At 71.0% G+C, this 16,636-nt stretch carries 17 protein-coding genes; 8 read left to right on the forward strand and 9 right to left on the reverse strand.

What is annotated here, in order from left to right; all coding sequences use genetic code 11:
* On the forward strand, positions 1–513 hold the full coding sequence (locus tag ACFQUZ_RS23600; protein WP_377445930.1) for an NUDIX hydrolase: 513 nt from the start codon (positions 1–3) through the stop codon (positions 511–513).
* On the opposite strand, the gene ACFQUZ_RS23605 is transcribed toward ACFQUZ_RS23600, so the two are convergent.
* The gene (locus ACFQUZ_RS23605) at positions 510–1,361 is read right to left on the reverse strand and encodes a hypothetical protein (protein WP_377445932.1); all 852 of its coding nucleotides are present in this window, start codon (positions 1,359–1,361) and stop codon (positions 510–512) included. The two genes, ACFQUZ_RS23600 and ACFQUZ_RS23605, sit on opposite strands and share 4 nt — an antisense overlap.
* Positions 1,362–1,396: 35 nt before the next feature.
* Positions 1,397–2,704 (reverse strand): NAD(P)/FAD-dependent oxidoreductase, encoded by a 1,308-nt coding sequence (locus ACFQUZ_RS23610; protein ID WP_377445934.1) that lies wholly within the window; start codon positions 2,702–2,704, stop codon positions 1,397–1,399.
* Positions 2,705–2,851: 147 nt separating this feature from the next.
* Between ACFQUZ_RS23610 and ACFQUZ_RS23615 the strand changes: the two genes are divergently transcribed.
* Positions 2,852–3,442: a TetR/AcrR family transcriptional regulator gene (locus ACFQUZ_RS23615; RefSeq protein WP_377445936.1), complete on the forward strand. Its 591-nt coding sequence runs from the start codon at positions 2,852–2,854 to the stop codon at positions 3,440–3,442.
* Positions 3,443–3,503: 61 nt separating this feature from the next.
* Complete coding sequence (locus ACFQUZ_RS23620) at positions 3,504–4,058, forward strand: Uma2 family endonuclease (RefSeq protein ID WP_377445938.1); 555 nt, start codon at positions 3,504–3,506, stop codon at positions 4,056–4,058.
* A 48-nt stretch (positions 4,059–4,106) separates the two neighbouring features.
* Here ACFQUZ_RS23620 and ACFQUZ_RS23625 read toward each other — a convergent pair whose 3' ends face one another.
* Positions 4,107–4,568, reverse strand: a complete 462-nt coding sequence (locus ACFQUZ_RS23625; RefSeq protein ID WP_377445940.1) for a MarR family winged helix-turn-helix transcriptional regulator — start codon at positions 4,566–4,568, stop codon at positions 4,107–4,109.
* A gap of 47 nt (positions 4,569–4,615) precedes the next feature.
* Here ACFQUZ_RS23625 and ACFQUZ_RS23630 point away from each other — a divergent pair, with 47 nt between their 5' ends.
* Positions 4,616–5,035: an ester cyclase gene (locus ACFQUZ_RS23630; RefSeq protein WP_377445942.1), complete on the forward strand. Its 420-nt coding sequence runs from the start codon at positions 4,616–4,618 to the stop codon at positions 5,033–5,035.
* A 10-nt stretch (positions 5,036–5,045) separates the two neighbouring features.
* Here ACFQUZ_RS23630 and ACFQUZ_RS23635 read toward each other — a convergent pair whose 3' ends face one another.
* Positions 5,046–5,534 carry an Lrp/AsnC family transcriptional regulator gene (locus ACFQUZ_RS23635; RefSeq protein ID WP_377445944.1) on the reverse strand — a complete coding sequence of 163 codons (489 nt, stop codon included), beginning with the start codon at positions 5,532–5,534 and terminating at the stop codon, positions 5,046–5,048.
* 105 nt (positions 5,535–5,639) lie between these two features.
* Between ACFQUZ_RS23635 and ACFQUZ_RS23640 the strand changes: the two genes are divergently transcribed.
* Entirely contained in the window at positions 5,640–6,935 is a 1,296-nt protein-coding gene (locus ACFQUZ_RS23640; RefSeq protein WP_377445946.1) for an MFS transporter, read from the forward strand.
* A gap of 162 nt (positions 6,936–7,097) precedes the next feature.
* On the opposite strand, the gene tuf is transcribed toward ACFQUZ_RS23640, so the two are convergent.
* The 3 genes from tuf to ACFQUZ_RS23655 form a co-directional block, all read right to left on the reverse strand.
* Positions 7,098–8,285: an elongation factor Tu gene (gene tuf, locus ACFQUZ_RS23645; protein WP_377445948.1), complete on the reverse strand. Its 1,188-nt coding sequence runs from the start codon at positions 8,283–8,285 to the stop codon at positions 7,098–7,100.
* Between the two features lie 389 nt (positions 8,286–8,674).
* A complete protein-coding gene (locus tag ACFQUZ_RS23650; RefSeq protein ID WP_377445949.1) occupies positions 8,675–9,292 on the reverse strand; it encodes an FMN reductase in 618 nt (205 codons plus the stop codon).
* The gene (locus tag ACFQUZ_RS23655; RefSeq protein WP_377445950.1) at positions 9,289–10,386 is read right to left on the reverse strand and encodes an LLM class flavin-dependent oxidoreductase; all 1,098 of its coding nucleotides are present in this window, start codon (positions 10,384–10,386) and stop codon (positions 9,289–9,291) included. The genes ACFQUZ_RS23650 and ACFQUZ_RS23655 overlap by 4 nt, the downstream gene beginning before the upstream one ends.
* A 207-nt stretch (positions 10,387–10,593) precedes the next feature.
* On the opposite strand from ACFQUZ_RS23655, the gene ACFQUZ_RS23660 reads away from it, so the two are divergent.
* On the forward strand, positions 10,594–12,123 hold the full coding sequence (locus ACFQUZ_RS23660) for a CHAD domain-containing protein (RefSeq protein WP_377445951.1): 1,530 nt from the start codon (positions 10,594–10,596) through the stop codon (positions 12,121–12,123).
* A gap of 143 nt (positions 12,124–12,266) precedes the next feature.
* Positions 12,267–13,439 carry a cytochrome P450 gene (locus ACFQUZ_RS23665; protein WP_377445952.1) on the forward strand — a complete coding sequence of 391 codons (1,173 nt, stop codon included), beginning with the start codon at positions 12,267–12,269 and terminating at the stop codon, positions 13,437–13,439.
* A 53-nt stretch (positions 13,440–13,492) separates the two neighbouring features.
* Here ACFQUZ_RS23665 and ACFQUZ_RS23670 read toward each other — a convergent pair whose 3' ends face one another.
* Both ACFQUZ_RS23670 and ACFQUZ_RS23675 read right to left on the reverse strand, forming a co-directional pair.
* On the reverse strand, positions 13,493–13,972 hold the full coding sequence (locus ACFQUZ_RS23670) for a PRC-barrel domain containing protein (RefSeq protein WP_377445953.1): 480 nt from the start codon (positions 13,970–13,972) through the stop codon (positions 13,493–13,495).
* A gap of 96 nt (positions 13,973–14,068) precedes the next feature.
* Positions 14,069–14,737: a phosphoribosyltransferase gene (locus ACFQUZ_RS23675; protein ID WP_377445954.1), complete on the reverse strand. Its 669-nt coding sequence runs from the start codon at positions 14,735–14,737 to the stop codon at positions 14,069–14,071.
* 237 nt (positions 14,738–14,974) lie between these two features.
* On the opposite strand from ACFQUZ_RS23675, the gene ACFQUZ_RS23680 reads away from it, so the two are divergent.
* Complete coding sequence (locus ACFQUZ_RS23680; protein WP_377445956.1) at positions 14,975–15,955, forward strand: DNA topoisomerase IB; 981 nt, start codon at positions 14,975–14,977, stop codon at positions 15,953–15,955.
* Positions 15,956–16,636 lie beyond the last annotated feature (681 nt).

A 16,636-nucleotide genomic window follows, 5' to 3' on the forward strand; every position in this document is an offset into this window, starting at 1 on the left:
GTGGAGCTGCCTCGGGATCTGCCTGTCGAGGAACGCGATTCGGTGCGCCTGGTGGTGCTCGACCGCGAGGAGCGGGTGTTGCTGTTCCACACCCGGGAGATCACCCGCCCCGAGTACGGCTTCTGGTGGGAACTGCCGGGCGGTGGCATCGACCTGGGTGAGACGTACCGTGAGACGGCGGTGCGGGAGTTGCGCGAGGAGACGGGTTTCCGGATCACACCGGACCAGGTGGGCGAGCCGACCTGGCGACGTACCGCCACGTTCCTGTTCCGGGAGGTCCGGAGGCTGCAGCACGAGGTGGTGGTGCCGGTTCGGCTGACCGAGACCCAACCGGCTATCGACGCGACCGAGCAGCTGATCGAGGAGCAGGAGGACTACGTCGATTTCCGCTGGTGGTCGGTGCCGGACATCGTGGCCAGCCGGGAACGCTTCTATCCGGGTCGGCTGCCCACACTGCTCACCCCGTTCCTTGCCGGTGAGCGGATTGACGAGCCGTTCGAGGTGTTCTCCTAGCCGCCGGCGGTGGCCAGCAGCACCACCCCGGCGGTGATCACGACACTGGCCGCGATCCGCAGCCGGCTCAGCGACTCGCGGAACACCACCGCGCCGATCAGCGCGGCGACGACGACGCTGCTCTCCCGCAAGGCCGCGATGGCGCCCAGGGCACCCTTCGTCTGGGCCCAGAGCACCAGGCCGTACGCGCCGATCGACAGCATGGTCACGGCGATCGCCTGACCCCAGCCGACGCCGGCCGCCGAACCGGCGGTCGGTCCGTTCGCGGCTTTGCGCCGGGCCCACCAGGCCAGCAGCGGGATCGTGCCGAGGCCCTGCAGGCCGACCAGGACCAGGGTGTACGCCCCGGCGTTGCCGCTGAGCCGTACGCCGATGCCGTCGATGACGGTATAGCTGCCGATCGTCAGCCCGGTGAGCAGTGCGGCCACGACGGCGGGTCGATTGGCCCGGACCCGGTGCCAGGGGGTCAGGCCGAGGACCGCGATCGCCGCGCTGACCAGCAGCACGCCGACGAGGGCAGGCGGCGGCAGCGGCTCGGCGATGGCGAGGTAGGCGATGCCGGTGGCGATTACCGGGCCGAGCCCGCGGGCCAGCGGGTACGTCTGTCCGAAGTCACCGAGCCGGTACGCGGCGAGCAAACCGACGTTATATCCGATGTGGATGATTGCCGACGCGATCACCCATGGCCACGACTCCGCGGCGGGCAGCCCGATCCAGGGCAGCGACACGACGGTGATCGTCGCCGACACCACGCCCAGACGGGTGAACAGCTTTACCTGGTCCGCCACCCCTTTGACAAGCGCGTTCCAGGTGGCGTGCAGGACAGCCGCGACGAGCACGGCGGCCACGACGACAGTGCTGATGGAGGTCCCCCGATCATGCGTTACGCCCGTCGACCGTATCCGTCCCATGCGGACGGCCGCTGGGGGGAGAGCGCGGACGTGACGGTAGCCGCACCGATCCGGAGGAGTCCGGCCGGACCGAACACCGAGGCGAGGTTGCCGGGGGAGAAGTACGCCGACCTCCGGACCGACCCGGTGACCATGCCGAGAAACCGGGAGATCTGCGCGGGTCGCCCGGCCAGCGCCGTGGTCAGGATCCGGGACGCCATCCCGGGCGGCCGGAACGTTGCGAGGTCCGTGGTGAAGTCGAAGACGGGACGTACCGTGGCGTCCCGATCCCGGTGGAACCGGGCGTACGCGTCCCGAGCCGGCTCGACGCCGTACCTCGCGGAGATGACCGCCGTGGCGAGGAGTTCGGCGTCCCGCAACGCGTTGCTGATGCCCTGCGCCGTGATGGAGTCGAGCACCACACCGGCGTCGCCGACAAGTGCCCAGCCCGGTCCGTACGGCATCCGCATGGCGTTGGGCTGCTCGGCGGCGATCCGGAACCGCTCGACGCGGGTGGCGGCGCGGACCCGGTCCGCCAGGTCGCCGCAGCCGTCGAGGGTGCGGGTCACCTCGGCACCCGGGTCCCGGCGGAACGCAGCCAGCTCGGCGCGGGGCGCCGCGACGTACACCATGGTGAGGTCGTCGTTGGTGGGGAAGACGGCGATCGCCCGCCGCGGTCGCTGGTACATCTCGCCGAGCGGGGCCGGCAGGTTCGTCCAGTACGCGTAGCAGGCGACGGCCAGCGCCGGGCGCTCCCGGTAGGCCCGCGCCCGCACCGCCGTGGCGACGATCGACCGCTTCCCGTCGGCCCCGACGACGAGCCGGGCCGGGATGTCGACGGGTCGGCCACCGGACCGCCGGTGGCCCCGCACTCCCACCACCCGGGTCCCGTCCCAGCACAGCTCGGTCACCCGGAACTTCTCCCGGATCTCGACTCCGCTCGTCTCGGCCGTGGCGACCAGCAGGGCGTCCAGCACGGTGCGTCGCGGGCTGTACATCTCGGCGATCCCGTCGTACGGCGGGAGGTCACCTTCGAGCACGGTGTGGCCGGTGTCCAGCCGGATCCGGTGGGTCGCCGGGGTCCCCGCCGCGCGTAGCTGGTCGAGCACGCCCAGCCGGCGCAGTCGGGCCACGCCCGGCACCTGCACCTGATGGCTGGAGAGCGTGTCGCTGGGAAAGGCGGCCTGGTCCAGCAGCAACACCCGAAGCCCGGCGCGGGCCAGGTGGATGGCGGTGGCCGCGCCGGCTACCCGCGCGCCCACGATTACCGCGTCGTACGCGTGCGTGACGTGCTCTCCCATCCGCGTTTCCTCCCGGGATTCGCGCGCGGCCTGAGCGTCGAGGCCGGCGGCGGGAGTCCCGCATGGTGGCACGTCGGGCCGGTATGCGCTCCGGCTCGCGTGCCACCATACGCCCCCGTACGGTGAGCATACGGTAGCGTATGGAGCATGACCAGACCCGCGGCGCGACGACTCACCCGGGACGACTGGGCGGCGGCCGCGGCGGCGGCGCTGGCCACCGGCGGGCTGGCCGCCGTCGCCGTCGAACCGATCGCCGCCCGACTCGGTGCCACCAAAGGCAGCTTCTACTGGCACTTCGCCAACCGTGATGACCTGGTGCGGGCCGCCCTCGGGCACTGGGAGCACCGCCTGACCATCGACGTCCTCGACCGGATCGAGACCCTGGAGGTCGATCCCGCGACCCGACTCCGGCTCCTGATCCAGGAGGTGACCAGGAGCGTGCAGGAGGATCGGATCGCCTTGGCGCTGCTGGCCGACGCCGACCACCCGATCGTCGGCCCGGTGCTCGCGCGGGTCGCCGAACGGCGCGTCAGCGGCGTCGCGCACATCTTCGAGGAACTCGGGTTCTCGCCGGACCAGGCGCGACGGCGGGCACTGCTGGCGCACAGCGCCTACCTCGGTCACGCGTACCTCACCAGCGCGGCGCCGCCGGTGCTGCCGCCGGACCACGAGGCCCGGGTGGCGTACCTGGACGAGGTGCTCGCCGTCCTCACCGTCGAGCTACCGCGGGTTGCGTGAACGCTGGCGTCGAAGCTGTGTGAGAGGCAGGACGGATGGCCCGTCCAGTTAGCATGAGGCCATGAGCGCCGAGGCCGTTGGCATGCACATGCCCCCCGTCGTCACGCTCGCCGACGTGGCGGCGATGAACGCCGCCGATCCCTACGGCCATCGCTACGAGACCAGCCCCGAGGGGGTCTTGTCCGTCATGCCCCCACCAGACGTCGAGCACGCGACGATCGCCAGCCGGATCTTCGCCTGGTTGATCATGGCTGGATGGTCGGCGGAGCAGGTTCTTCAGGTGGTCGGCGTACGAATTCCGGGACCGGACGGTGACGGGGGGCGGATACCTGACCTCACCGTGTGGCGGGAACCCCCGGTCCGTGGCGTCTGGTCGCCGGTGACGGGCCTGCTGCTGGCGATCGAGATCGTCTCACCCGGGTCCGAAGCCATGGACTCCGTGACGAAACTCCGTGAATACGCGTCGGCGGGGATACCGCGATACTGGGTGGTGGACCGGGACACGGCCCACACCGTGACGATGTGCCGCCTCGACGCGACGGGGCGCTACGCCGAGCGAGCCCGGATGCCGTTGGCGTGGCTGTTGCGCACCGTACCGGCGGAACACCTCGACTGAGCATCCCGGCGGGCTGGGGCGCGTCGATCCGCTCGAACCCCGGGCGGATCAAGCGTCGGGTGTGGTCGTCAGATCTCGGAGTCGGGCCGCTGCACCGTCGAGGGCGCGGGCGACCGTTCGCCGGTCCGCCGCTGACAGGTCGCCGAACAGCTCGTCGGCCAGGGCGTTCGCCTCCGACTCCAGGCGTTCGGCCGCCGTCGCGCCCTGCGGCGTGAGGCGGACCAGGACCGCGCGGCGGTCGCTGTCGTGGCCGGTACGGACGACGAAGCCGCCCTGTTCCAGGGCGTCGATCAGCTTGGTGATGTTGCGTGGCGTCACGTGCAGCAGGTCGGCGAGTTGCCGCTGCGTCGTCGGGCCGTGTCGGGCGATCTCCCACAGGGCGTTCGCGCGTGCCCGGGTGAGCCCTCGATCGGCCAGCCCCTTCGCCATGTCTTCGGCCATCAGGATGGACACCGCCAGCAGGCAGTCGAAGGTCTGCCGAGACGATGTACCAGGTTCATGATGTACCATGGTCAACAATCCTTCGAGAGTGCATGGAGATGGTGATCATGACTACGATGACCTCCGAAAAGAACGTCGACCTGCTGCGCCATGCCTTCCGGTTACTGGACAGCGGCGACCTCGACGCGTGCGGGGATCTCCTCACCACCGACTTCATCGCCAACATCCCTGGCCTGCCCGGGCCCCGCACCGGACGGGAGAGCTGGAAGGCCGGCGTGCGGGCCATGCGCGACGGGTTCCCCGATCTCCGGGTGGACGTCGAGGACATCTTCGGTGTCGGCGACAAGGTCGTCGTGCGCAGCCGGCTCCACGGCACTCACGGCGGGGCGTTCCAGGGTATCCCGCCGACCCATCGGAAGGTCAGCATCACCAGCATCGAGATCTACCGGGTGGTGGGGGACAGGATCGCCGAGGAGTGGGTTTCCCCCGACATGATGAGCCTCTTTCGGCAGATCTCACCGCCGGGCGAGGCGTGAGGGGCGAGTGTCAGGACCAGCCAGCAGATCGAGTGACCGTCCCCGCCTCGCCCGGAACCGGCTGCACCGGCCGACCCTCGTACGGGGTGGAGAGCACCACGTGCGAGTTCATCTCGCCGTGCTGGCCGAGGCGTTCGAGTAGTGCTTCGAGGTGCGCCATCGACGCCACGCGCACCTTCAGCATCGAGCACGAGGTGCCGGTGAGCTTGTGCACCTCCACCACCTCGGGGAGGTCGGCGGCAGTGGTGGTCTTCAAGAGGCAGCGGGTGAGAGCGCAGCGGAGCTGGACGAATGCGGTGAGCGGCTGCCCGGCTCGGGCCGGGTCGACCCGGGCCTGGTAGCCGGTGATCACACCGGACTCCTCGAGGCGGCGTACCCGTTCGGCGACCGCTGGCGAGGACATGTTCACGAGTCGCCCGAGCTGGTTGTACGAGAGCCGCCCGTCCCGTTGCAACTCCGCCAGGATGCGCCAGTCGGTCTGATCCAGTGGTCTGTCCATCTGGAAATCATCACGGCCGTTTGGCTTCCGATCAACAGGTCAACCCACGGTTCTACCCTCCGCGGACCATGTCTCTTCCGCTTATTGGTTTCTAGGGTGGTGTCCATGCTCAGCACCATGCCGGCACCACCGGTCCAGGCGACGCGACAGCGGGCCATCGCCGCGCTTGTCGTCACCACCGCCGCCATGAATGCCGCGATGGCGGTCGCGAGCCCGGTCGGGACGATTCTCGCCGCGGACCGGCTCGGTACGGGCTGGGCAGGTCTCCCCAACACCGCCGGCATCGTGGGCACCGGCCTCGGCGCGTTGCTGTTGACCACGGTGGCTGCCCGTCGTGGCTGGCGGGCCGGGCTGACCACGGGGTATCTCGTGGCGGTCGTCGGTGCGGCCGTCGCCGTCGCGGCGGCGGCCGTTGGCGCCGTCGCGCCGGTCAGCCTCGGCCTCCTGCTGCTCGGCATCGGTAACGCTGGAGCCCTGCTCGCCCGGTACGCCGCTACCGATCACTACCCGGTTCGGTGGCACGGGTTCGCGATCGGAGTCGTGGTGTGGGGCGGTGCGGTCGGCGCGGTGGGCGGTCCACTGCTGCTCGCCACCACGGGCACGGTTGCCAGCCACCTGGGTTGGCCGGCGCTCTGCGGCCCATTCCTGTTCGCGGGCCTCACCAGCGCCGCGGCCGCCGCCGCGATGCTGGCCTTTCCGGCCGGCTCGGGCGCGGGGCCGCGCCTCGGCCGATCCGACGGCGAACGCGCTTCGGTGCCCACGGTCCACCCGTCGGTCGCTCCGGCGGAGCGGGCCGATGCGAACGTCGGCAACTCGGCCACCGCCACGGACCGGTTGTCCCTTGCCGGTCTGGTGCGGGCGCCGGCAGCCCGGTCGGCGTTTGTGGTAATGGCCGCGGCCCAGGTGGTGATGGTCGCCGTGATGACAGCGGCACCCGTCGATCTGCACCGGCATCAGCACGGGCTCGGCGCCATCGGTGCCGTCATGGCCGCCCACACGTTCGGCATGTTCGCCCTGTCGCCGATCACCGGGCGATTGGCCGATCGGCTCGGCACTCGGCCGGTGATGGTTGCCGGGCTGGCTCTGCTGGTGGTCAGCGCCGTGCTCACGGCGGTGGTGCCCCGATCCGGCACCACGCTGCCGGCGGTGACGCTGTTCCTGCTCGGCTACGCATGGAACCTCTGCTTCGTCGGCGGCAGTACGTCGCTCGCCGGGCAACTGCCTCCCGCCATGCGTACCAGGGTGGAGGGAGCCGTGGACGCGGCTGTCTGGGGCGCCGCGGCGGTGGCCGGAACGGGTGCCACGGCGCTGCTCGCCGTGGGTGGTCAGGCGCTGCTCGGCTGGACCGCGGCAGGGCTCGCCGCGCTGCCGGTCGCCGTCCTGCGTCGCGGCGGCCGATGATGATCTTGTCGCTGCTCGACATGACGAGGCTTGCGGTGTGTGGGGTGCCGCGCGTCGCGCGACGCGCGACACCCCGAGCTACCGTCTCGATACTCGCCGGGCCAACGGCCCGCGATATGCCGGGCGCATGGAGTCGAACCGCGCGACCGGGCGGCTCGACAGTCAGTCGAGCAGCTCGGTGACCGTGCCGCCGGCCACGGTCCGGCCGCCCTCCCGGACGGCGAAGCCGAGGCCGACGTCGACCGCCACCGGCCGACCCAGTTCCACCGTCAGGTCCACCGTGTCGCCCGGCGCGACCATCGGGATGTCGCCCAGGTCGATCGCGCCCGGCACGTCGGTGGTCCGGATGTAGAACTGCGGCCGGTAGTTCGCCAGGAACGGCGTGCGCCGGCCGCCCTCGTCGGGGGTCAACGCGTACAGCTGGGCCCGGAACCGCTGGTGCGCGGTCACGCTGCCCGGCGCCGCCACCACCTGTCCGCGCCGCACCTGGTCGCGCTTGACCCCGCGGAGCAGTACGGCGGCGTTGTCGCCGGCCTCGGCGACGGCCAGCGACTTGCCGAACGTCTCCAGGCCGGTCGCCACGGTGGCGAGCGTCTCCCCGAGCCCGACCACCTCCACGGGCGCCCCGACCCGCAGCGTGCCGCGCTCGATCGCGCCGGTGACCACCGTGCCCCGGCCGCCGATGGTGAGCACGTTCTCGATCGGCATCAGGAACGGCGCGTCCAGTTCGCGCGGCGGGACCGGCACGTACCGGTCCACCGCGTCGAGCAGGTCCGCGATGGACTGGATCCAGCGCGGGTCGCCGTTCAGCGCGCCCAGCGCGCTCACCGGCACCACCGGCACGTCGGCGCCGGGGAACCCGTACTCGCTGAGCAGCTCGCGCAGCTCCAGCTCGACCAGCTCGAGCAGCTCGGGGTCGTCGACCGCGTCCGCCTTGTTCAGGGCGACCACCAGGTAGGGCACGCCGACCCGTCGGGCGAGCAGCACGTGCTCGCGGGTCTGCGGCATCGCCCCGTCCAGCGCGGACACGACGAGGATCGCCCCGTCCACCTGCGCCGCACCCGTGATCATGTTTTTCACGTAGTCGGCGTGGCCCGGCATGTCCACGTGCGCGTAGTGCCGGGTGGCGGTCTCGTACTCGACGTGCGCGATGGTGATGGTTATGCCCCGGGCGACCTCCTCCGGCGCCCGGTCGATGCCGTCGAACGCCACGAACCGGTTGGCGGCCGGGTCGCGGTCGGCGAGCACCCTCGTGATGGCGGCGGTCAGAGTCGTCTTGCCGTGGTCGACGTGACCCATCGTGCCGATGTTCAGGTGTGGCTTGGTCCGGGTGTACTGGCTCTTGGCCATGGATGTGTCCTCACTGGCTGCGAGAACGACCGTCATTCGGCCCACGGCGCCGCCGCGCGGCGCGGAGGCCGAATGCTGGTCGAAGGATGGCGGGAGGGTGGTACGCGGGATCGGTGCCAGGCGACCCGCGCCAGAACCGGGCGTCGGTCCGGCGCCCCGGTCAGGGCACGCCGGTGGGAAGGCCACCCTCCCCGGTGGTTCTGCTGCTCGCGGGAAGGGTCAGCCTCGGGTATCAGCGCCGGCGAAGACCCGGGCGACAGCGCCCGGGAAGACCGCACGGCCGGTGGCGGCCACGCGGGGGAACCCCGCGGGCGGGCACAGCGCGGCCGTGGCAAACATGCGCACCACGCTAACCGCCTCCAGCGCCGGGGTCGATCGAGTTTCTCGGGTCAGTCGCCGGTCAGCAGTTCGTCGAACGTCCTGGTCAGTGCGAACGGGTCGACCGCGGCCGGGCGGGCCAACTCCGCGGCGAGCCGCTCGGCGAGTTCGCCGGCCGCCTGCCGGACGCGCTCGTCCAGCGCCCCGCTCGCCGTGGCGCCGGCCCAGTCCTCCGGCGCCGCGAACACGGCCGTCGGCAGCACCAGCGTCCGCAGGTAGCTGAACAGCGGGCGCAGCGCGTGGTCGAGCGCCAGCGAGTGGCGGGCTGTCCCGCCGGTCGCGGCGACCAGCACCGGCTTGCCGGCCAGCACATCGTCGGCGAACAGGTCGAAGAACGACTTGAACAGTCCGGCGTACGAGGCGTTGAAGATCGGCGTGACGGCGATCAGCCCGTCAGCGCTGGTCACCGCCTCCATCGCCGGTCGCAGCGCGGCCGGCGGAAAGCCGGTGAGCAGGTGGTTGGTGATGTCGTGGGCGTGTTCGCGCAGCTCCACCATCCGGACGTCCACCGCGACGCCGCGCCGGCCCGCCTCGTCGCGCGTCGCGGCGGCGAGCTGGTCGGCGAGCAATCGGGTCGACGACGGCTGGCGCAGTCCCGCCGAGATCACGGTGAGGGCGCGCGGGCTCATCGAACGTCCCCCGCCCCGGCGGTCTCCCGGGCGGCGTTCCGGCTGGCGTGCGTCGGCGCCTCCGGCACGTGCGCCGGGCGCAGCCGGTCGAACTCCTCGCGGAGCACCGGAATCACCTCCTCGCCGAGGATGTCGAGCTGTTCGAGTACGGTCTTCAGCGGCAGACCGGCGTGGTCGACCAGGAACAACTGTCGCTGGTAGTCGCCGACGTAGTCGCGGAAGCCGAGCGTGCGGTCGATCACCTGTTGCGGACTGCCCACGGTCAGCGGGGTCTCGGCCATGAAGTCCTCCAGCGCCGGACCGTGCCCGTAGACCGGGGCGTTGTCGAAGTACGGGCGGAACTCCCGTACCGCGTCCTGCGACCTGGACCGGATGAAGACCTGACCGCCCAGTCCGACGATGGCCTGGTCGGCGGAGCCGTGGCCGTAGTGGGCGAACCGCTCCCGATAGAGCCCGACCATCCGCTGGGTGTGCTCCTTCGGCCAGAAGATGTGGTTGGCGAAGAAGCCGTCACCGTAGTACGCGGCCTGCTCGGCGATCTCGGGGCTGCGGATCGACCCGTGCCACACGAACGGCGGGACGCCATCCAGCGGTCGCGGGGTCGAGGTGAACGACTGCAACGGCGTGCGGAACTTGCCCTTCCAGTCGACCACGTCCTCCCGCCACAGCCGGTGCAGCAGCGCGTAGTTCTCGATCGCCAGCGGGATGCCGTTGCGGATGTCCTGCCCGAACCAGGGGTACACCGGGCCGGTGTTGCCGCGGCCGAGTATGAGGTCCACCCGGCCGTCCGCCAGGTGTTGCAGGATGGCGTAGTCCTCGGCGATCTTCACCGGGTCGTTTGTGGTGATCAGCGTGGTCGCCGTGGACAGCAGCAGCTTCTCGGTCCGGGCCGCGATGTACCCGAGCATGGTGGTGGGCGAGGAGGGAACGAACGGCGGGTTGTGGTGCTCGCCGGTGGCGAAGACGTCGAGCCCGACCTCCTCGGCCTTGCTGGCGATGGCCACCATCGCCTTGATCCGCTCGGCCTCCGTGACCACCCGGCCGGTCGTCGGGTCGGGCGTCACGTCGCCGACGGTAAAGATGCCGAACTGCACGGCCAGCTCCTCGCCTCTCGCGGCCCCGGGCGGGTCCCGGATCCACCCGCGACAACATGTTTGACGCGTCAACTATTCCACGGTCGGAGGATGGGTGGCAGCGGGGCCGGTGGCGAGGTCGTTCGTCGCGTACCGACACCGGTCGCCGTCTGTCCCGCCCTCCGCCATGATCGGTACAGGACGCGAACCGCGGGAAGGTGGCGGGCCATGGTGCCAATTGTCGAACGAGAGCGGAAGTACGCGGGTCCGGACGGCTTCGTCGTACCGGACCTCGCCGGATGCGGACCGGTCGCGACGGTCGCCGAGCCGGTGCGGCACGAATTGGTGGCGGACTACCTGGACACCGCCGACCTGCGGCTGACGCGCGGCGGCTTCTCGCTGCGGCGCCGGACCGGCGGCGACGACGCCGGCTGGCACCTCAAGATTGGCCGACCCGGCGGTGACCGGATGGAGCACCGGTTTCCGGCCGGGCCGGATGACACCGACCCGCCCGCCGAACTGCGCAGCCTGATCCGCGGCGCCACCCGGGGCAGACGCGTCCGACCGGTGGCCCGGATCGAGACCAGTCGCACCGAACACCCGCTCCGGGACGCGGATGGCCGGGTGCTGGCCGTCCTGGCCGAAGACGCCGTACGCGGTCACGACCTGGCACGTGACCGACGACACAGCTGGCACGAGATCGAGGTGGAGCTGGTCGACGGCGACGACCGGCTGCTGGCGGAGATCGACACCGCGCTTCGCAACTCCGGGGCCCGGCCGCTCGGCGGTTCGAAGGTGCGTACCGTGCTGGCCGACCGGCTCGCCGAGACGACCGCGTCGACGGCGGTCCCGCCTACCGTCGCCGACGTGGTCGACTACGCCCGGACGCAACGGGACGCGCTGATCCTGGCGGACCCGGCGGCGCGCCAGGGTGACGAGGGGGCCGTTCACGGCATGCGGGTCGCCAGCCGCCGGCTGCGGTCCACCCTGCGCACCTTCCGCGGACTGTGGGACCGCGACACCGTCGAGTCGCTCCGTGGCGAGCTGAAGTGGCTCGCTGACGGCCTCGCTCCGGTACGCGACGCGCACGTGATGTCCGCCCGGTTGCTGGCCGCCGTGCGGGCCGAACCTCGGGAACTCGTGATCGGGCCGGTCGCCGCCCGCATTCAGCAACGGTTCGACGCCGACGTGGCCCGCGCCGTGCCGAAGCTGCGCCGGCTGCTGCAGTCGTCGCGCTACGTGACGTTGCTGAACCGCTTGGACGAGTTGCTCGACGCGCCGCCGCCCCACCCGGTCCGGCGTCGGTGGGTGGACAGCAGGATCCGCAAGTCGCTGCGCCGGGCCGACGGGATGCTTGACGCCGCGATCGACAGCCTGCCGCCGCCCGCCGATCAGTCGACCGGTGGACCCGGCGGCGCGGACGGATCCGATGCGGCGTTTCACGAGGCGCGCAAGGCGTACAAGAGAGCCCGGTACGCCATCGAGGTCCGCCGGGCGAGCCGCGGTCCGGAGATCCGGGAGCTGCGCAAGCGGCTGAAGGAGTTGCAGGATCTGCTCGGCGGGCACCAGGACGCGGCAATCACCAGGGAGGTGTTGCGGCGTTACGCGATGCGGGCGTTCCGGGACGGCGAGAACACCTTCACGTACGGGCTGTTGCACGCCCGGCAGGCGGCGGCCGCCGACCAGTTGCTCCGAGCGGTGCCATCAGCCCGGGACGAGGTCCGGCGGCGGCGGGTACGACGCTGGCTGGAGCGGTGATCCCGCGCGGTGTGCGGTGATCCCGCGCGGGATCACCGCGCGACGTGCGTGGTCCCGGCGGCCTCCGAGGCCCCGCGACCGATCGGATTCGGCCTAGGCTTGGCCCGGCACGCCGTCCCGCGGCACGCCGAGGGAGGTAGCCCATGTCCGCTCCCGTGGACGCGTTGTTTACCGATCCGCATGGCGCCTTGGCCGGGCTGCGGGCGCACGCCCCCGCGCACCGGCTTGCCCTGCCGGACGGGTCACCTGTCTGGCTGGTCACCCGGTACCACGACGTCCGTACCCTGCTCGCTGATCCACGACTGTCGTTGAACAAGCGCACCGGTTCGGGTGGGTGGAAGGGCTTCTCGCTGCCCCCGACCCTGGACGCCAACCTGCTCAACATGGACTCGCCGGACCACACCCGGATCCGTCGACTGGTCGCCCAGGCGTTCACCGCCCGGCGGATCGAAGGCATGCGAGGCCGGATCGACGCGGTCGCCGGCGCGCTGCTGGACCGGTTGCCGGCGACGGATCCGGTGGACCTGGTGGCCGGTTACGCCGGGCCGTTGCCGGTCACGGTTATCGGTGACCTGTTCGGCGTACCGGACGACCGGCGGACCCAACTGCGGAGCTGGACGGAAACCATGATCCGGCCGCCAGCGGATGACCCCCGGGCCGCGGCCGGCGCCATCGGCGCTATCGAGGGATTCCTGATCGACCTGGTCCGCTCCAGGCGGACCGAACCGGGGAACGATCTGCTCACCGCCATGGTGGCTGCCCGGGACGCGGCGGACCGGCTCACCGAGGACGAACTCACGTCGCTGGCCTTCCTGATCCTGTTCGCCGGCTACGAGAACTCGGTTCACCTCATCGGCACCTGCCTGTTCCACCTGCTGAGCCGCCCCGACCTCGCGGACCGGGTGCGTCGGGAGCCGGGGCTGGCCGGCCGGGCGGTGGAGGAGACGTTGCGCTTCGACCCGCCGGCCACGCTGGCGATCCGGCGCTTCGCCGCCGTGGACCTGCCGATCGGGGACACCGTGATCGCAGCGGGTGACACCGTGTTGTTGGGCATCGCGTCGGCGAACCGGGACCCGGAGGTCTTCCTGGACCCGGACGAGTTCCGCCTCGACCGCTCCGAGATCCCGCATGTGTCGCTCGGGCACGGACCGCACTACTGCCTGGGCGCGTCACTGGGCCGGTTGGAGGCCGAGGTGGCGGTCGCCGCCTTCCTCCGTCGCTTTCCCGGGTCGACCCTCGCGGTGCCGGCCGACCAGGTGCCGTGGCAGCCGTCGTTCCGGGCCCGAGCCCTCCGCGCCCTTCCGGTTCGACGCTAGGGCGGCTCACCCGGACGCGCTGGGCGCGACCGGGTGGTGGGACGCGCCGCCGACTATCGATCGCCCGGGGACCCGCTCGGAACGTCGCGGTAGCTGTCCTCGTAATAGCCGGCGATTCGGTCACGGTAGTCCGGCGCGGTGGCCGTCTCCGGGTCGTACTCCGGAGCGTTTTTGATCTGCTCCCGACTCCGGTCGACGTGCACCACCCGATCGAGGTGCTCGATCCGCTGTACCGTGCCGGCGGGCAGCATGACCTTCCGGCCGAAGATCCACGGACCGGTGTCGACGACCAGGTAGCTGGCGCCCACCTCGACGGTCGCCTCGTCGATCGAACCAATGCCGCCGTCGGTGGCTTCCACCCGGTAGCCGGACAGATCGATGTCGGTGCCCGGTCCGCCATCGTCGTTCGGGTCGACCGGCGCGGTCCGGTCGTTGTCGCGGCTGTCGTCGCGATCGGGAGTCACCTGGTTATAGCCGCCGCCGAGCAGCGCGGGATCACGCCAGGTCCAGGGGTCCGGGACAGGATGCATCATCATCTCCGATGGTCGTGTCGGGTCGGTCGGGGTCGTTGCCCAACCTGATGCCCGAACCACCGGCGATCCATGCGACGCCGGTGACGTGGCTCCGGCTCATCGGTCCGCGACCTGCTCCCGTGCGTGCGCGAGAATCCGCAGCACCTGCTCGTCGGTCAACTGCGCGAAGTCGACGTAGAACTGGCCGACGGCCTGGAAGTCCGTCGGCGTGCTCAGGCAGACCACCGCGTCGGCCTGCCCCGACAGGACGTCGTGGGCCGAGGGCGAGCAGACCGGTGCGGCGAACACGAGGCGCCGCGGCTGGTGTTCGCGCAGCCAACGCAGCGCCGCACGGGCCGTCACACCGGTGGCCACCCCGTCGTCCACCACGATGACGGCACGGTCCCGAACCCGGCTGATCGGCCGGCCCTCCCGATAGTGCTGAATCCGCCGAGCGACCTCGGCCCGCTCCTTCTCCACGGTGGAGTAGAGGTCCGCCTCGGTGATGCCCAGGTATCCCAGCGACCTGGTGTCGAAGACCGGCGGTCCGTCCTCCGCCACCGCCCCGACCCCGAACTCCGGTTGGCCAGGTGCTCCGATCTTGCGGACGATCGCCACGTCCAGTTCCCCGCCGAGTTCCCGGGCGATCTCGGCGGCGACCGGTAGACCGCCCCGGGGAAGTGCGAGTACCAGCGGGTTCACGGGCGCCTCGGTCACGTGCCGCCGTAGTTGAGCGGCGAGGTCCCGTCCGGCCGTCGCTCGATCCGGAAAAGTCTGTTGTGACATGGCGGTTTCCCCCTGCCCTCGGTCGGCCTTCCACTGGCGTGCCAGTCCCGTCGCCGCTGTGCCGGCGCCTCGCCCTTCCCGTGGACCCATCGGACCGTCGTACCCGCTATCGACGGTAGCTACCCGCCGCGTACCGCGTGGTTAGGCCGGATCTGTCGGGGTACAGGCGGATGACTGTCGCGGCAGCACCGCGGAGGCGATGCCGCCGCGGTGCGGGTCGGACAGCGGGAGGGATGCATGCGGTTGCGGCGTTCCGATCTGACACGTCCGGGGTACGGTCGGCGCAGGCGTGGTCGCGGCGTCGTCTTCCTCGCGATGGACGGCACCCCGATCGGCGATCCGGCGGAGACGCGTCGACTGCGCGACCTGGTGATCCCGCCCGCCTGGCGGGATGTCTGGATCTCCCCGCACCCACGCGGCCACATCCAGGCGACCGGCATCGACGCCGCCGGTCGGAAGCAGTACCTGTACCACCCCGAGTGGCGTCGGCAACGGGACGAGGCGAAGTTCGACCACGTTCTGGACGTGGCGCGCCACCTGCCCGATCTACGGAAGCGGGTGGCGGACCACCTGACCGCCCGGGGGCTGTGCCGAGCCCGCGTCCTCGCGGTGATGACCCGCCTGCTGGACATGGGAATGTTTCGGGTGGGCGGCGACGAGTACGCGGTCGGCGAGGAACCCACCTTCGGCCTGGCCACCCTGCGCCCGGAACACGCGCGTTGCAAGGGGGGCTACGTCGTGCTGGAGTTTCCCGCGAAGGGCGGGATCGAGCAGGTGCGGCACGTGGAGTCGGATGACGTCTGCGCCGTCCTCACCAGCCTGCGTCGTCGCCGTCGAGGCGCGGACCGGCTATTCGGGTACTGGGCCGGACGTCAGTGGCGGGACGTACGCGCCGACGAGATCAACGAGTACCTGCGGGAAACGAGCGGCACCGACATGACGGCCAAGGACTTCCGTACCTGGCATGCCACGGTGCTGGCCGCGCGGTTGCTGGCGGTCGCTGGTCCCGTCGGTTCCGAGCGGGCCGGACGGCGGGCCGTCGCCGGGGTGATGCGGGAGGTGGCCGAGATGCTGGGAAACACCCCTGCGGTGGCCCGGGCGTCATATGTCCATCCCCGTGTGGTCGATCTCTACGTCGACGGAGCCACCGCGGACGTCGACCTGACGACGCCGACGGACCGGGCCGAGGCCGCCGTGCTCAAGCTGCTTGTCGATTGAGCCGCCGACTACGGGGACGGTCGGAGTGTGACCATGCGGCACAACTCCCGTTGCCGGCGCCCGCCCTCCGACGAGCCTTCCGGTGCCTCTCCACGCCAACTGTGACGTGCGTCCCGTCGGACCGGTTTGACGTTCGATCCGCCGACCGCGTAGCTTTCTCTCTGCCCGCGGGGACGGGGCGAAGCGGCGCGAAAGCGTCGGGTCGCCGCGAACCGGGGGACTTCCTCCAGACCCGGGCGGGTGTCCCGCCGGTAACGGGCTGACCGACGACCGGGATTGACCCGAAGCGAACCGGACACGGATCGATTTGGCGACATCGAGGGCGTCGGGTATGGTTGTCGGTCGGCAGGGAGCCGGGCGAGCGGCGGAGCGATCCGCGGCGGCCGGTCTGTCGCCAATCCCGACCTCGACAGCGAGGTAACTCGCTGCCCGAAATAGGGACTGGATGGGACCAACCAGATGAACCGGAACACACCGGTTGACACGGGAGGAACCGCCCAGTAAAGTAGTGCGAGTGCCCGGCGGAAACGACGGGTGCGGACAACTGAGATGCCTCATCGGGGCTGCTGCTTGTGTGGTGGTTCTTGGTGGTGTGTGGTTGTTCTTTGAGAACTCAACAGGGTGCTTTGTGATGCCAGTGCCAATTATGGTTTTATGCCCCGTTCCTGGCTGGTCTTGATG

Source organism: Plantactinospora sp. GCM10030261 (genome assembly GCF_042666615.1).
In the GTDB taxonomy this organism is placed as follows: Bacteria; Actinomycetota; Actinomycetes; order Mycobacteriales; family Micromonosporaceae; genus KBS50.

Bases quoted from the DNA above. Each gene is read 5' to 3' on its own strand.
- ACFQUZ_RS23610 (WP_377445934.1), bottom strand. From the start codon at position 2,704: ATGGGAGAGCACGTCACGCACGCGTACGACGCGGTAATCGTGGGCGCG.
- ACFQUZ_RS23615 (WP_377445936.1), top strand. From the start codon at position 2,852: ATGACCAGACCCGCGGCGCGACGACTCACCCGGGACGACTGGGCGGCG.
- ACFQUZ_RS23620 (WP_377445938.1), top strand. From the start codon at position 3,504: ATGAGCGCCGAGGCCGTTGGCATGCACATGCCCCCCGTCGTCACGCTC.
- ACFQUZ_RS23625 (WP_377445940.1), bottom strand. From the start codon at position 4,568: ATGGTACATCATGAACCTGGTACATCGTCTCGGCAGACCTTCGACTGC.
- ACFQUZ_RS23630 (WP_377445942.1), top strand. From the start codon at position 4,616: ATGACCTCCGAAAAGAACGTCGACCTGCTGCGCCATGCCTTCCGGTTA.
- ACFQUZ_RS23635 (WP_377445944.1), bottom strand. From the start codon at position 5,534: ATGGACAGACCACTGGATCAGACCGACTGGCGCATCCTGGCGGAGTTG.
- ACFQUZ_RS23640 (WP_377445946.1), top strand. From the start codon at position 5,640: ATGCTCAGCACCATGCCGGCACCACCGGTCCAGGCGACGCGACAGCGG.
- tuf (WP_377445948.1), bottom strand. From the start codon at position 8,285: ATGGCCAAGAGCCAGTACACCCGGACCAAGCCACACCTGAACATCGGC.
- ACFQUZ_RS23650 (WP_377445949.1), bottom strand. From the start codon at position 9,292: ATGAGCCCGCGCGCCCTCACCGTGATCTCGGCGGGACTGCGCCAGCCG.
- ACFQUZ_RS23660 (WP_377445951.1), top strand. From the start codon at position 10,594: ATGGTGCCAATTGTCGAACGAGAGCGGAAGTACGCGGGTCCGGACGGC.
- ACFQUZ_RS23665 (WP_377445952.1), top strand. From the start codon at position 12,267: ATGTCCGCTCCCGTGGACGCGTTGTTTACCGATCCGCATGGCGCCTTG.
- ACFQUZ_RS23670 (WP_377445953.1), bottom strand. From the start codon at position 13,972: ATGATGCATCCTGTCCCGGACCCCTGGACCTGGCGTGATCCCGCGCTG.
- ACFQUZ_RS23675 (WP_377445954.1), bottom strand. From the start codon at position 14,737: ATGTCACAACAGACTTTTCCGGATCGAGCGACGGCCGGACGGGACCTC.
- ACFQUZ_RS23680 (WP_377445956.1), top strand. From the start codon at position 14,975: ATGCGGTTGCGGCGTTCCGATCTGACACGTCCGGGGTACGGTCGGCGC.